Below are 13,594 nucleotides of genomic sequence, written 5' to 3' on the forward strand. Positions count from 1 at the left end.
TATTTTAAAAGGCCAAGCATACACTTGTACAAAAAGTGCCAAAAGGACGTGGGGGGAAATATGAGACGAATTTGTGTAATCATTACGCTTCTTATGATGTATGCAAGCGTTATGCCGATTCCTACATATGCAAAGATGAACAGCAATGTCAGTGCTCGAAATGCTGTATTAATGGAGCAACAGTCTGGTCGTGTATTATACGGAAAAGCAGAACATGAGCCTCAAAAAATTGCTAGTATAACAAAAATTATGACCGCCTTATTAGCTGCTGAATCAGGGAAGATGAAAGAAATGGTATCAGTTAGTAATGAAGCGGTGAGGGTGGAAGGATCGGCAATCTATTTAAAGCCTGGACAAAAAGTGAAGTTAGAAGATTTAGTATACGGACTCATGCTTAGATCTGGTAATGACGCAGCGCAAGTAATTGCTGAAAGTGTGGGTGGGAGTATAGATGGATTCGTATATTTAATGAATCAAAAAGCGAAAGAAATTGGAATGAAAGATACGCACTTCTCAAACCCTCATGGCTTAGATGGAGATGGATCACATTATTCGTCGGCTTACGATATGGCATTATTAACGAAATATGCAATGGGAAACGAGACATTTAAGAAAATCTTTGGAACCAAAACATATAAATCAGATTCTTGGGATTACCCGTGGAAAAATAAACATAAGCTGGTAACGTCTTATTATGAATTTGCAACAGGAGGAAAAACAGGCTTTACGAAGAAAGCTGGGCGAACGCTTGTGACAACGGCATCAAAAGATGGACTAGATTTAATTGTCGTAACTTTGAGTGCCTCTAGTGATTGGGATGATCATATGAATTTGTTTGATAAAGGTTTTGAACGTTTCAAACAAACGAAAGTTTTAGGACAAGGAGCAATTGCTGAAATAAATGAAAAGAAGTATGCCAACCATGTTTATACGAAAAATAGTTTTTCGGTACCGTTAACTGAAGAAGAAAAAAAGAACGTAGTATTAAAAGTTGAACTCCATAAAAGTATAAAACTTACGGATGGAGTAAAGGTTGGGAAGACAGACATTTATGTTGGTAATGAAAAAGTTGGAGAACGGAATTTATTTTATAGTAAACGGAAGTTAGTAGCTACAACGGGACTTTACTGGAATAATGTGAAAGAAATTTTTTCTTACATGATAGGTGTTGGGAACGATGGTTAATCTCGTATGGGTAGCGATGGCTGTCATTGGGATTGTATACGCCATGATAAATGGCACGATGGAAGAAGTGAATAAAGCTGTATTTGACGGAGCAAAAGATGCGGTAACGATTTGTATAGGACTTATTAGTGTTTTAGTATTTTGGCTCGGTTTAATGAAAATTGCAGAGGAAGCCGGATTGTTAAAAAAATTAGTTACACTTTTTATGCCGATAGTAAAAAGGTTGTTTCCAGAAATACCAAAGGATCATCCGTCTATGGGATTTATTCTATCAAATATGATGGCAAACTTTTTTGGTCTAGGTAATGCAGCAACCCCTCTTGGTATTAAAGCGATGGAACAACTGAAAGAGTTAAATGGAGGAAAGGATTCGGCGAGCCGTTCTATGGTGACGTTTCTAGCATTAAATACATCAGCCATTACATTAATTCCTACGACAGTCATTTCCATTCGAATGACGTATGAATCAGCGAATCCTACTGAAATTGTTGGGGTAACATTTATTGCACAAGTACTTTCTATGATTGGAGCAATTTGGATTGACCGCTATTTTTACCGAAGAAGGAGTAGAAAGGGGCGGAAAAAATGAGTATTGTAAATACAATTTCCTTATGGGTAATTCCTTGTGTAATTGGTTTTATCCTTTTATATGGCACAATAAAGAAAGTACCGACGTATGAATCGTTCGTTGAGGGAGGAAAAGAAGGGATTCAAATTGCAATTTCCATCTTACCGTTTATGGTTGGAATGCTTGTGTCTATTTCTATATTCCGGTCTTCAGGTGCATTAGACGCAATGATATCGGTAATGAAGCCAATGTTAGATTTGATCCATGTTCCAGCAGAAATTGTTCCACTAGCACTTATACGCCCTATTTCAGGCTCTGCTGGTTTAAGTATTACGACCGATTTAATTGCCACATATGGGCCAGATTCGTTTATTGGGAGATTGGCTTCTACGATGCAAGGGAGTACAGATACGACTTTCTATATTTTAACTGTATATTTTGGAGCGGTTGGGATCAGAAAAATGGGGGATGCACTAAAAGTAGGACTTTTTGCAGATTTAATCGGGATTATATGCTCAATTGTGTTCGTTTCTTTATTGTTTCAGTAATACTATTCATTTTTTACGCTATTTCGCTTATAATACGTATACGACCACTATTAAGGTGTAGCTTAATAGTGGTTTTTTTATGTGGTATTTTTGACAAAATGATGAACTTTTATTGTGAGAAATATGAAAAATATGGACAATAATAAAGGGTAAAAACATGATTTGACCTTTATATGTTTATTATCATCGCTATGTTGTTTAAGTAAGATGAAGCGAATAGCCGTAAAGCGTATGCGGTTGCCAAGTCTTTCTAATGTAAGGTAAGATAAATTCGAGGTGAAAAAAAGAAATGGAACGATTACAAAAAGTGATTGCGCAAGCAGGTATTGCATCGAGAAGAAAGGCTGAGGAATTAATTCAGCAAGGAAAAGTGAAAGTTAATGGAAAAATAGTGAAGGAGTTAGGGACAAAAGTAACTCCTCAAGATAAAGTAGAAGTAAATAACATCCCTCTTGAAAAAGAAGAACCTGTTTATTTTTTACTATATAAACCAACTGGCGTAATTTCAAGTGTATCAGACGATAAAGGAAGAAGTGTTGTAACGGACTTTTTCCCGGAAATTACACAACGTTTATTCCCAATCGGACGCTTAGATTATGATACGTCTGGCGTATTATTAATGACAAACGATGGGGACTTCGCAAACGTATTAATGCATCCTAGATATAAAGTTGAAAAAACATATGTTGCAAAAATAAAAGGGCCATTAACAGGTGAGAAAATTCGCATGTTAGAACGCGGTGTTACGTTAGAAGACGGTAAAACAGCACCAGCACGTGTGAAAATTATTTCTTGGGACAAGCGTAAAGAAATGGCTATTGTACAATTAACAATTCATGAAGGACGTAATCGTCAAGTACGTCGTATGTTTGAAGCGTTAGACTGTAAAGTAGTGAAATTAAAACGTGAACGTTATGCTTTCTTAGAAGTAGGAAGCCTGCGACCTGGTGATGCGAGAGAATTGACACCACATGAGGTGAAACAATTACGCGCGCTTGCTTCTACAAAGCCAAGATAAGCTATAGAGTTAAAAATTCACCAGTGGAGTGCTCTGCTGGTGATTTATTCAATACAACATTTACAGAAGATAATACATAACATTTATCGAGGAGAGGAGAAGTAATATGAAGAAAAATCGCTTATTATTTCGCGTTATTATTCTACTCATTTTATGTGGTGCTGTAGGATTTACCCTTTATCAAGGATTCTTTGCTAATAAAGAGAAAATGCAAATCGGAAAAGAAGCACCTAACTTTGTTGTGACGGATTTAGAAGGGAAGAAAATTGAACTAAAAGATTTAAAGGGAAAAGGTGTATTTTTAAACTTTTGGGGCACGTGGTGTAAACCTTGTGAAAAAGAAATGCCTTATATGAATGAATTATATCCAAAGTATAAAGAAAAAGGTGTTGAAATCATAGCGTTAGATGCAGATGAAACGGATATTGCAGTAAAGAACTTTGTGAACCAGTATGGTTTGAAATTCCCAGTTGCCATTGATAAAGGACAAAAGATTATAGGAACATATGGAGTAGGTCCATTACCGACAAGCTTTTTGATTGATAAAGATGGAAAAGTAGTGGAGCAAATTATAGGTGAACAAACGAAAGAACAGTTAGAAGGGTATTTAAAGAAAATTACTCCGTAATAAAGAAAGCCTTTACATAAGGGGTGCGTGTCTATAGTGCCTCTGGTTTAAAAATTCTGAGTATTGCGGTAACTTGAGGTTAGAATATACAATAGTACATATAGATACAGGGGCGGTGAGAGTGTTGAAAGAAATTAAATGTGAATGTGGACATGTTAATCCGATAGGAACCGTTTTTTGTGAAGCTTGCGGGAAACCATTTGAAAGCAATGAAAATACAAAACTATTGGATATGCGCTATGAGGGGAGTGCACGGAGATCTCTCACGCAGACAAAAACGATAATCGATAAAATTTGGAGCTTTTTCTCTTCTGTAAAAGTGGGTGTATGGCTAATCGTAATAACTTTAGCTGCATCAGCGATAGGAACTATTTTTCCGCAAGAAATGTACATAACTCCAGGGATTGCACCAGCTGAATATTATAAACAAGAATACGGATTTTTAGGACAATTATACTATCAATTAGGGTTTAATAATTTATACGGTTCATGGTGGTATATGATTTTGATTGCTTCTATCGGTATTTCACTTGTGATATGTAGTTTAGACCGTGTTATTCCACTTTATAAAGCTTTAAAAAAGCAAGGCGTAAAAAGACATCCTAGCTTTTTAAAGAGACAGAGATTATATGGGACTGGTACACCGCAAGAAGGTGACCTGGAAAGAGTGCAAAAGAATTTAAAGAAAAGAAACTATAACGTGAAAGTGGAAGACGGAAACGTTTTAGCAGAAAAGGGACGCTTCTCGCGTTGGGGTCCATATGTAAATCATATCGGTCTTATTATCTTTTTATTCGGTGCGATGCTTCGTTTTTTACCGAGTATGTACGTAGACGAAGCACTTTGGTTACGTGACGGTGAAACGAAAGAGATACCAGGGACGGATGGACAATACTACTTAAAAAACGAGAAATTTATAAAAGAAGTTTATGATAAAAGTAAGGACAAGGAAGTTTTTGATGAAGCGATTGATCGTGTAGGCGATAAAATGATTGCGAAAAACTTCCAAACGAATGCCGTATTATATAAAGCAGTAGGAGAAAATATAGCAGGACAAAAACCGAAATTAGAAAAAGTAAAAGAAGCGGAAATTCGAGTGAATGAACCACTGAAATTTGATCAATTTGCAGTGTATCAAGTGGATTATAAAGAAAGTGAATTTAAAAGTATGTCCTTTAACTTACAAAATAAAGAAAATAATCAAAAGTGGGGACCGATTAAAGTAGATTTAACGAATCCTAAGGAAAAATATGATTTAGGAACTGGTTATTCTCTAGAACTATTAAGCTATTTTCCTGATTTTTATTTTGATGAGAATGGAAAACCAAATACGAAAACGAAATTACCAAACAATCCTGCATTTGTATTTAAAATGTTTACACCTGAAACACCAGATGGTGAAGTGAGTTTTGTTGGTATTCAGCAAAATATAGAACCAGATGGAAACAACAAATATAAAATGTCGTTTGCAGGTGTTGAAATGCAAAATGCAACAGCACTTACTGTAAGAAAAGATTTAACGCTTTGGATTCTCGGCATTGGAGGATTTATATTTATGGTTGGTGTCATTCAAGGTATGTATTGGAATCATCGCCGTATTTGGATACAACGTGTTAATGATGAATGGTGGATTGCAGGGCATACAAATAAAAATTGGTTCGGTTTAAAGAAAGATATTGAAAGAGTAATAGAAGGTACAGCAATTCCACAGCCAAATGATAAAGTAATTGATAAAAAAATTAGTTAAGGTGGGGAAACGATATGGTGCAAATAAGTAGTAACTTTCTCTTTACCGCATTTATTTTATATTTAATTGCGACTCTATTTTTTGGGGGAGCCATTAAAGAAAAGGGTCATAAATGGGCAAATGTAGGAATAACGATTACAATTTTAGGGTTTATAGCACAAACAGTATATTTTGTTACAAGGTGGATTGCATCAGGGCATGCGCCAGTTAGTAACTTTTTTGAATTCGGTACATTTTTCGGCATGATGCTTGTAGGAGCATTTATTGTCATGTATTTTATGTACCGTGTAAGCATAATCGGACTATTTGCATTACCAGTTGCGCTTTTATTAATTGCCTATGCAAGTATGTTTCCGAGGGAAATATCTCCGCTTATTCCATCTTTAAAAAGTAATTGGTTACATATTCACGTGACGACTGCAGCAGCAGGACAAGCCATTTTAGCGATTAGTTTTATTACAGGCGTTATGTATTTATTGAAAAATGTAGATCAATCGACGAGAAGTAAACGTACATTTTGGCTAGAGACGGTAGTATTTACACTTGTTTGTACAGTTGGATTTATTGGAGTAACAACGGTATTTTCTAGTATGAAATATGAAGCGAAGTTTCAATGGATTGATAAAAATGAACAACAACTGGAAATGAAGTACAATCTTCCGGCTTTAGTTGGACCGCATGAAGGGAAGTTACTGACAGAAAATAAATTAGAACCGGCAGTTGAAGTTCCAGCAATTGTAAATGCAAAAAAATTAAATACTGTTATTTGGTCAGTGTTAGTTGGAACATTACTGTATATTGTATTAAGACTCGTTTTACGGAAGCGAGTATCGGCGGCACTTCAGCCGTTAGTAAAGAATACGAATAGTGATCTACTAGATGAAATCGGATATCGATCTATTGCAATTGGATTCCCAGTTTTCACATTAGGTGCATTAATTTTTGCGATGATTTGGGCTCAAATAGCGTGGACGCGCTTTTGGGGCTGGGATCCGAAAGAGGTTTGGGCACTTATAACGTGGCTCTTTTATGCTGCAGTACTACATTTACGATTATCTAAAGGGTGGCATGGGGAGAAATCAGCTTGGCTTGCAGTAATTGGTTTTGCAATCATTATGTTTAACTTTATTGTAGTAAACTTAATTATTGCCGGTTTACATTCATATGCATAGAGAAATAAAATAGGAGAGTGCATGTCACTTTCCTATTTTATTTTTGTCAACTTTTCTTCTTTTTTGAGAAAAACATGACAAAGTAGCGGTTGATTTTGTAAAATGATGTCGAGGACATTATATACAGTTCAAAAAAAATACATAGTTTTGGAAAAAAATTGAACAAAATTTATTATTCTTGTGAAGCATAATATGGGAAGTGAAACATTTAGAAGATTGCTTAAATAAACGAGAATAGCGCAACATAATAGTTAAAGAAGGGTAGGTGTGAACCGCTGAGGTGAGAGTACGCAGCGGGTAGAGATGGAAAATGAATCAAGAATTTTAATTGTAGATGATGAGGATCGTATTCGTCGTTTATTGAAAATGTACTTAGAAAGAGAACAATATACGATTGAAGAAGCAGATAATGGTGATACAGCTTTAGAAATGGCGTTGCAAAATGATTACGATTTAATCTTATTAGATCTTATGATGCCTGGTAAAGATGGCATTGAAGTATGTAAAGGGGTTCGTGAGAAGAAAGCGACACCAATTATTATGCTGACAGCAAAAGGTGAAGAAGTAAATAGAGTACAAGGATTTGAAGTTGGAACAGATGATTATATTGTAAAGCCGTTTAGTCCACGTGAGGTCGTGCTACGTGTGAAAGCGGTATTACGTCGTGCTGTACCAACAACATTCTTTACACAAGATACAACGACAAAAGATGTTACTGTATTCCCTCACTTAACAATTGATAACGATGCACACCGTGTTACTGCAGATGGCAATGAAGTAAACTTAACGCCGAAAGAATATGAGTTACTATTATTTTTAGCGAAAGCTCCTGATAAAGTATTCGATCGTGAGCAGCTGTTAAAAGAAGTATGGCAATATGAATTCTTCGGAGATTTACGTACAGTTGATACACATGTAAAGCGTTTACGTGAGAAGTTAAGCAAAAAATCACCAGATGCAGCGAAAATGATTGTTACTGTTTGGGGTGTAGGTTACAAATTTGAGGTTGTGAACGACTGATGCTTTGGAGAAGTGTAGTAGGGAAGTTATGGATGACCATATTACTTCTCGTTTCGTTTGTTCTTGGATTTGTTGCGATTTTACTTTCACAATTTTTTAGAACGTATTATGTTGATATGAGTGAAAATAGACTTCAAAAAGTCGCAACAAGTGTTACGGAATTAATTGAAGAAGGTGCCGATGTAAAAACGATTGAGAACATCGCGTACAAATTCTCTGATCCACTTTCAAGGATTATTATTGTAGAAGATGGCAAGGAAATCTCTTCTTCACCGAAACAAGAAGGGTTAGTCACCCTTACAATGGATAATTTAAAAGAAGATAAAGAATTAGCCGCTGTTTTTACGGACAAAAAAGAAATTAAGAACAACATTAGAAAAGCTTCTGATAGTAGAAAGAATAAAAGCACTGAAAATGATATTGTGATCGTTGGGAAACCAGTGCAATCAAAAAATCAAAGCGCAGTGTTCGTATATGAATCTTTACAAGTGCCAATAAAAGATATGGAGAGAACGACTGATTTCATTTTCTTAGCCGCTGGGATTGCGATTATATTAACAACTTTCTTTGCGTTCTTCTTATCTACTCGGATTACAGCACCGCTTCGTAAAATGCGTGAGGTTGCTTTTGAAGTGTCACGTGGGAAATTTGATGCAAAGGCTCCTATGGTATCTCAGGACGAAATTGGTGAGCTGGCAACGGCCTTAAATCAAATGGGTAAACAGTTGAAGTTTAATATGAATGCTTTGCAGCAAGAAAAAGAACAGTTAGCTAGTATTTTGAGTAGTATGGCAGATGGAGTTATTACGTTAAATCAAGAAGGTGAAGTCGTAGTTATTAATCCACCGGCTGAACATTTCTTACAAGTTTGGCAAGAAGAAAAAGAGATAGAGTTAAGTAAAAAATTACCTTCTGAACTTGTGGAACTATTCCATCTCGTTGTAGAAAGCGAGCAACAACAAGTTGTTGAAATTAATTTACAAAAAGGGAACTATGTAGTTCTTATGACACCACTTTACAATCAAACGAAAATTCGTGGGGCTGTAGCGGTACTGCGAGATATGACGGAAGAACGTCGTCTTGAGAAAATGCGTCAAGACTTTATTGCGAATGTATCACATGAACTTCGTACACCGATGGTCATGCTGCAAGGGTATAGTGAAGCGATTTTAGATGATATTGTGCAAACGAAAGAGGAAATAGATGAGTTTGTTCAAATCATTTATGATGAATCCGTTCGTTTAGGTAAACTTGTAAATGAATTGTTAGATTTAGCTCGTATGGAAAGCGGTCACGTAGAGTTACATATTGGTGAAGTGGACATACATCCGTTTGTGGAAAAAATTGGTCGTAAATTCCAAGGGATTGCAAAGGATAAAGAAGTTGAACTAACAGTTGATTTCCGGAATCAGATTGAAGAATATGCGTTTGATGCAGATCGGATGGAACAAGTGTTGACGAACTTGATTGATAACGCAATTCGTCATACGAATGCGGGTGGACATGTAACGCTTGTAATTGATACGAAAAATAATGGCCTCATTTTTGAAGTACAAGATTCGGGTGTAGGCATTCCAGAAGAGGATATTCCATTTTTATTTGATCGTTTCTATAAAGCTGATAAAGCAAGAACACGTGGGAAAAAGGGTGGAACAGGACTCGGGCTTGCAATTGCGAAAAATATTGTTCAAGGCCATGACGGTAAAATTTCTGTATCAAGTGTTGTTGGAGAAGGAACTACATTCTCTGTATATTTACCGAATCGTATAATTTAGATATGCTTTTTTAAAGTTGATAATGAATAAAGTTCTGCTGTTTTTTATTTTTTTGTAAACTCAATTAAATAAAGAATGGTAGAACTTTTTTCTATCTTGGTCGAATTAAAAATAACAAGAGAGGTGCTGTGAAGAAATGAAATTATATACAAAAACAGGAGATAAAGGAACGACAAGTGTAATAGGTGGCAGGGTTGATAAAGATGATATCCGTGTGGAAGCGTATGGAACAATAGACGAGGCAAATTCTCATATTGGATATGCAATGACTAAGGTTCAAGGCAAGGCTTTTAGAGATATTTACAATGAGCTCGAAAATATTCAACATGAACTATTTGATTGCGGAGGAGACTTGGCAATAGTGGAACAAAAAATTCCTTATAAAGTGACAATTGAGATGGTTGAAAGTTTAGAAAGAAAGATTGATTTATATATAGAAGAAGCCCCGCCATTAGAACGCTTTATTTTGCCAGGTGGTAGCGAGGCGGCGGCTACTATTCATATTGCACGTACTGTTGTAAGGAGAGCAGAACGCTCTATAGTATCATTGCAAAAAGAAGTGAAAATAAATGAAGTTGTCTTAAAGTATGTAAATAGATTATCTGATTATTTGTTTGCGATAGCTCGAGTAATAAATGCCCGATTACAAGTGAAAGATGTGGAGTATAACCGTAGTGCATTAGTTTTTCGTGATAAGAAAGAGAAGGAAGTGGAGTAATTCACTTTCTTTTTTTGTATACTTTTTTCTGTAATATACCAAAATAGAGAAGGTATGGTGGTAATTAGAAAACGGAGGATGTATATGAAAGTTTTAAAATGCGGCGTCATGTTATTGAGTATACTGTTTGTATCTCAATTACATGTTTATGCAGAGGAAAATCGATGGACATGGCCTGTTGAAGGTCAGATAAGTGATTATTTTGGGACAAGGCATGGAAAACACTATGGTATTGATGTAGCTGCGCCGATTGGAACGCCTGTGGCAGCTATTCAAGATGGTAGGGTAACGAAGTCTTATTATTCAAGTAGTTATGGAAATGTTGTATTTATTAAACACGGAGAATATGAGGCTGTATATGCACATTTAAATAAGAGATATGTGGGGCAGGGAGATTATATTTCCAAAGGAGAAAAAATTGGAGAAGTAGGGAACACGGGAGAATCGCGAGGTGCACACTTACATCTAGAACTTCATCAAGGAAGATGGACGATGGCGAAAAAGAATGCGATGAACCCATTGCTTGTTTTAAATGAACAAAGAAATGAAGTTGTTTCTTCATCATTATATGTCGTACAAAAAGGGGATACTTTAGTTAGTATTGCACGGAAATTTAGTATGACACTTAAGGAAATTAAAGAAAAAAATGGATTGCAGCAAGAGCTAATTTATCCTAATCAACAATTATATGTTAAGTAAAGGAAACATCTCAAAAATTAAACTTTGAACAAATTTATGTTCTTCTTAAATAAGGTTCAATGTAAATGAAATTATATGGGCGCTTTTGCTAGAACTATTGAGTGAATTAGAGCATCTATATCTAAAAGAAAACCGTCCCAAAATTTATTTTGGGACGGCTTCTTTTACCAAAAAATAAAGACACATATAAATCCAGAAATAGCTAAATAGCTATATAAGTAAAAAACTTTTGTTCTTGTTTTCTCTTTTGTTCGAAACAGTACGATAGTCGGTTCAATTAAACCGATTGTCAAACAAAGTAGGCCAAGAAGCATACAACCAATCGAAATAGAATACAGGGCGATTTGTGGTGCTTGAAATGGAATCATCCATTTTAATAAAAATGCAATAAGTGCAGTGTAACAAATACTACCGATGTATTTATTCAGTGGTGTATTAGAACGAAAACCAGGAAGTTTTTTTAAGAAAGAGCGGGAAACAACTTCTGTTTGTAAAGATGTATGCTCTTCAATAATTTTTTGAGCTTCTTTTCCTTTTTGAAAAAGAGATAAGATCCAATTTCGCTCACCCTGAAAAATAAATTGAGAAGTTGTCAAATAGTGATCAATCTTCACTTTATTCCAACTCTTCCACGGATGACGCTCACACAATTTTAATTTACTTTCTGTTTTTTTATCATACTGATAAATACTAATGCCATCTTCATCGAAAGTAGCATAGTATGTCTCGTTTGAGAATGTGCCTAAATCAATTGGGCAGTAGAAAAGTAATTCTTTTTTTAAGTAAAAGTATTCTTTTCTTAAGTTTTTTTTCATTGCTTCTCGAATAGAATGTCTCTTGTCTTTTTTCATGACATTTCCTCCATAACTCAGAAAATGTTCTTATCTTAACAATTCAATATCTTATCACTTTTAATTATATATGACTAGGTAATTCAAAAGAGAAATGCCGAATAATAAAAAATATGGATTGTATTGTAAAATATCTCGCAATTTATTTGTTGTTACGAAAAATAAATAACTAATTTTAAATAAGTTACAATTTTTTAGTTCACAATGTTATGAGGTTGTTGTATAATGAAGGGGAAAATAGAATATCGGTCTATCTTCGGGGCAGGGTGAAAATCCCGACCGGCGGTGATGAACTATTTATGATTTTGTTCTAAGCCCGCGAGCCGTTAAGGCAGGATTTGGTGTGATTCCAAAGCCGACAGTATAGTCTGGATGGGAGAAGATGGAGGTTCAAGCGTTCAAAAAAGATATGGATTTGAACGTCTGTTTGATGTGCCTTAAATTCTCCCTTTGTGTAAAACACAAAGGGTTTTTTCGTTCTATGAAAAAATAGGCATAGCAGAACCTTTCCACTTTCCATGAGATGATCGATGGAAAAGGAGAGAGAAAGATGAAACAAAAAAACAGTGTAGTGCAGATGGTGAGTGTAGCGATGCTAAGTAGTATTGCATATTTACTAATGATGTTAGATTTCCCGTTCCCAGGGCTTCCGCCATTTTTGAAAATTGATTTTAGTGATGTACCAGCTCTAATTGCAGCAATTATCTTTGGACCAGTAGCAGGAGTGATTGTAGAGGCGATAAAGAACATTTTACATTACGGGATTCAAGGAAGTTTAACGGGAGTACCAGTTGGAGAAATTGCAAACTTTATTGCAGGATGTTTATTTATTGGACCAGCAGCTTTCTTATTTAGAAAGTATCGTACTGTGAAGAGTTTAACTACAGGATTAATGCTAGGGACAATTACAATGGCACTTATTATGAGTGTATTAAACTACATCATCATATTCCCGGCTTACACTTGGTTTTTAAATTCACCGGCTATGTCTAGCGAAGCTATAAGAACAACGGTTGTAACGGCAATCTTACCATTTAATTTAATTAAAGGGATTGTTGTAACAATTGTATTTGTAGCATTATTCTCACGCCTGAAAGTATGGGTGTTTGCAAAAATGAAAAATGCATAATATATATATAAACCATTAGTAGTGTGAAACTACTAATGGTTTTTTATTAAGGAAAATAAAATTTAGATACAAAAAATGCCCCTCATCAATATGAGGGGCATTTTTTGAAGTTAATAAAAGACTATTCGAATTTTAAAGCGTCTCCGTCAAATGATTCGTCAGCAACTTTAATTGAGTCAGTTGGACAGCCTTCGAATGCATCCATCATATCTTCAATTAATACATCTGGAATTTCAACGATACCTTGGTTATCATCTAATGTTACAAATGCAATACCTTCATCATCATAGTCATAAATGTCTGGTGCAGCAGCGCCACAAGCACCACATGCAATACAAGTATCTTTATCAACGATTGTATATTTTGCCATCTTTTTTCCCTCCTGATAATATGTATGTGAAAAGCTCGCCATAAAAATTATAACCTTATTGTAAAACGGTTTGTAAAACTTTTCAACATAAAATTATAATGATAATGCTTATCAATTAGAGTGTCAACTTATTTTTGAATTATGTCATAAGATTTTCAAAATACGT

14 protein-coding genes and 1 riboswitch are annotated in these 13,594 nt (G+C 35.3%); of the genes, 12 read left to right on the plus strand and 2 right to left on the minus strand.

Going from position 1 to position 13,594, the window contains the following annotated elements:
• Nucleotides 1–60 precede the first annotated feature (60 nt).
• The 11 genes from HFD78_RS03265 to HFD78_RS03315 all read left to right on the plus strand — a co-directional run bounded on the left by HFD78_RS03265 (nt 61) and on the right by HFD78_RS03315 (nt 11,078).
• Nucleotides 61–1,185 (plus strand): D-alanyl-D-alanine carboxypeptidase family protein, encoded by a 1,125-nt coding sequence (locus HFD78_RS03265; protein WP_001252636.1) that lies wholly within the window; start codon nt 61–63, stop codon nt 1,183–1,185.
• Nucleotides 1,178–1,774, plus strand: coding sequence for a spore maturation protein SpmA (gene spmA, locus HFD78_RS03270; protein WP_000247811.1), 597 nt, complete (start codon nt 1,178–1,180; stop codon nt 1,772–1,774). The genes HFD78_RS03265 and spmA overlap by 8 nt, the downstream gene beginning before the upstream one ends.
• A complete protein-coding gene (spmB, locus tag HFD78_RS03275; protein ID WP_000029514.1) occupies nt 1,771–2,301 on the plus strand; it encodes a spore maturation protein SpmB in 531 nt (176 codons plus the stop codon). The genes spmA and spmB overlap by 4 nt, the downstream gene beginning before the upstream one ends.
• A 289-nt stretch (nt 2,302–2,590) precedes the next feature.
• A complete protein-coding gene (rluB, locus tag HFD78_RS03280) occupies nt 2,591–3,319 on the plus strand; it encodes a 23S rRNA pseudouridine(2605) synthase RluB (RefSeq protein ID WP_000440556.1) in 729 nt (242 codons plus the stop codon).
• Between the two features lie 106 nt (nt 3,320–3,425).
• Complete coding sequence (resA, locus tag HFD78_RS03285; RefSeq protein WP_000742194.1) at nt 3,426–3,947, plus strand: thiol-disulfide oxidoreductase ResA; 522 nt, start codon at nt 3,426–3,428, stop codon at nt 3,945–3,947.
• A gap of 121 nt (nt 3,948–4,068) precedes the next feature.
• The gene (gene resB, locus HFD78_RS03290; protein ID WP_000910547.1) at nt 4,069–5,694 is read left to right on the plus strand and encodes a cytochrome c biogenesis protein ResB; all 1,626 of its coding nucleotides are present in this window, start codon (nt 4,069–4,071) and stop codon (nt 5,692–5,694) included.
• A 14-nt stretch (nt 5,695–5,708) separates the two neighbouring features.
• Nucleotides 5,709–6,866, plus strand: a complete 1,158-nt coding sequence (resC, locus tag HFD78_RS03295; RefSeq protein WP_000250081.1) for a cytochrome c biogenesis protein ResC — start codon at nt 5,709–5,711, stop codon at nt 6,864–6,866.
• Between the two features lie 303 nt (nt 6,867–7,169).
• Nucleotides 7,170–7,886 (plus strand): DNA-binding response regulator ResD, encoded by a 717-nt coding sequence (gene resD / locus HFD78_RS03300; protein ID WP_000426861.1) that lies wholly within the window; start codon nt 7,170–7,172, stop codon nt 7,884–7,886.
• A complete protein-coding gene (gene resE / locus HFD78_RS03305) occupies nt 7,886–9,661 on the plus strand; it encodes a sensor histidine kinase ResE (protein ID WP_000964697.1) in 1,776 nt (591 codons plus the stop codon). Before resD ends, resE begins: the two co-directional genes overlap by 1 nt.
• Before the next feature lie 136 nt (nt 9,662–9,797).
• Nucleotides 9,798–10,379, plus strand: coding sequence for a cob(I)yrinic acid a,c-diamide adenosyltransferase (locus HFD78_RS03310; protein WP_000781278.1), 582 nt, complete (start codon nt 9,798–9,800; stop codon nt 10,377–10,379).
• Between the two features lie 84 nt (nt 10,380–10,463).
• Nucleotides 10,464–11,078, plus strand: coding sequence for a peptidoglycan DD-metalloendopeptidase family protein (locus HFD78_RS03315; protein ID WP_000866120.1), 615 nt, complete (start codon nt 10,464–10,466; stop codon nt 11,076–11,078).
• A 164-nt stretch (nt 11,079–11,242) separates the two neighbouring features.
• Here the strand turns inward: HFD78_RS03315 and HFD78_RS03320 are convergent, their stop codons facing one another.
• Complete coding sequence (locus tag HFD78_RS03320; RefSeq protein WP_000710837.1) at nt 11,243–11,929, minus strand: hypothetical protein; 687 nt, start codon at nt 11,927–11,929, stop codon at nt 11,243–11,245.
• A 248-nt stretch (nt 11,930–12,177) separates the two neighbouring features.
• A riboswitch (FMN riboswitch) is annotated at nt 12,178–12,317 on the plus strand.
• 162 nt (nt 12,318–12,479) lie between these two features.
• Between HFD78_RS03320 and HFD78_RS03325 the strand changes: the two genes are divergently transcribed.
• Complete coding sequence (locus HFD78_RS03325) at nt 12,480–13,058, plus strand: ECF transporter S component (protein ID WP_000810856.1); 579 nt, start codon at nt 12,480–12,482, stop codon at nt 13,056–13,058.
• A gap of 121 nt (nt 13,059–13,179) precedes the next feature.
• On the opposite strand, the gene HFD78_RS03330 is transcribed toward HFD78_RS03325, so the two are convergent.
• Nucleotides 13,180–13,428, minus strand: coding sequence for a ferredoxin (locus HFD78_RS03330; RefSeq protein ID WP_001151993.1), 249 nt, complete (start codon nt 13,426–13,428; stop codon nt 13,180–13,182).
• Nucleotides 13,429–13,594: the final 166 nt, after the last annotated feature.

Origin of the sequence: Bacillus sp. EKM501B, from assembly GCF_011800505.1 — a bacterium.
Classification (GTDB): domain Bacteria; phylum Bacillota; class Bacilli; order Bacillales; family Bacillaceae_G; genus Bacillus_A; species Bacillus_A cereus.

Bases quoted from the DNA above. Each gene is read 5' to 3' on its own strand.
- HFD78_RS03265 (WP_001252636.1), top strand. From the start codon at position 61: ATGAGACGAATTTGTGTAATCATTACGCTTCTTATGATGTATGCAAGC.
- spmA (WP_000247811.1), top strand. From the start codon at position 1,178: ATGGTTAATCTCGTATGGGTAGCGATGGCTGTCATTGGGATTGTATAC.
- spmB (WP_000029514.1), top strand. From the start codon at position 1,771: ATGAGTATTGTAAATACAATTTCCTTATGGGTAATTCCTTGTGTAATT.
- rluB (WP_000440556.1), top strand. From the start codon at position 2,591: ATGGAACGATTACAAAAAGTGATTGCGCAAGCAGGTATTGCATCGAGA.
- resA (WP_000742194.1), top strand. From the start codon at position 3,426: ATGAAGAAAAATCGCTTATTATTTCGCGTTATTATTCTACTCATTTTA.
- resC (WP_000250081.1), top strand. From the start codon at position 5,709: ATGGTGCAAATAAGTAGTAACTTTCTCTTTACCGCATTTATTTTATAT.
- resD (WP_000426861.1), top strand. From the start codon at position 7,170: ATGGAAAATGAATCAAGAATTTTAATTGTAGATGATGAGGATCGTATT.
- resE (WP_000964697.1), top strand. From the start codon at position 7,886: ATGCTTTGGAGAAGTGTAGTAGGGAAGTTATGGATGACCATATTACTT.
- HFD78_RS03310 (WP_000781278.1), top strand. From the start codon at position 9,798: ATGAAATTATATACAAAAACAGGAGATAAAGGAACGACAAGTGTAATA.
- HFD78_RS03315 (WP_000866120.1), top strand. From the start codon at position 10,464: ATGAAAGTTTTAAAATGCGGCGTCATGTTATTGAGTATACTGTTTGTA.
- HFD78_RS03320 (WP_000710837.1), bottom strand. From the start codon at position 11,929: ATGAAAAAAGACAAGAGACATTCTATTCGAGAAGCAATGAAAAAAAAC.
- HFD78_RS03325 (WP_000810856.1), top strand. From the start codon at position 12,480: ATGAAACAAAAAAACAGTGTAGTGCAGATGGTGAGTGTAGCGATGCTA.
- HFD78_RS03330 (WP_001151993.1), bottom strand. From the start codon at position 13,428: ATGGCAAAATATACAATCGTTGATAAAGATACTTGTATTGCATGTGGT.